General features: G+C 63.3%; 1 protein-coding gene. It reads left to right on the top strand.

Annotated features, from left to right (window positions below):
* A partial coding sequence (locus NQL71_RS29755; protein ID WP_274643799.1) for a type VI secretion IcmF C-terminal domain-containing protein occupies nt 1-313 on the top strand: 313 nt, incomplete at both ends.

Below are 313 nucleotides of genomic sequence, written 5' to 3'. Positions count from 1 at the left end.
TGGCTTGCTGCGCAAGGAAGGCAGCCGCTGGGTGGCCGACGCACAACACAGCCAGGGCCTGCGCTTCAACCCGCAGTTCATCCAGGCGATCAACCAGCTCAGCCATTTGGCCGACGTGCTGTTTACCGACGGCGGCATGGGCTTGAGTTTCGAACTGCAAGGCAAACCGGTGCGCGACGTGGTGCAGACCACCTTCACCCTCAACGGCGAACAGCACGAGTACTTCAACCAGAAGGAAAGCTGGCAGCGCTTCAACTGGCCGGGTCGCAGCCAATACCCCGGCGCGAGCCTGACCTGGACCAGCGTGCAGGCC

The sequence above is a fragment of the Pseudomonas serbica genome (genome assembly GCF_028823535.1).
Lineage (GTDB): Bacteria > Pseudomonadota > Gammaproteobacteria > Pseudomonadales > Pseudomonadaceae > Aquipseudomonas > Aquipseudomonas serbica.
The sequence above is the reverse complement of the archived record's forward strand: the minus strand, read 5'-3'. Positions and strand labels throughout refer to the sequence as shown.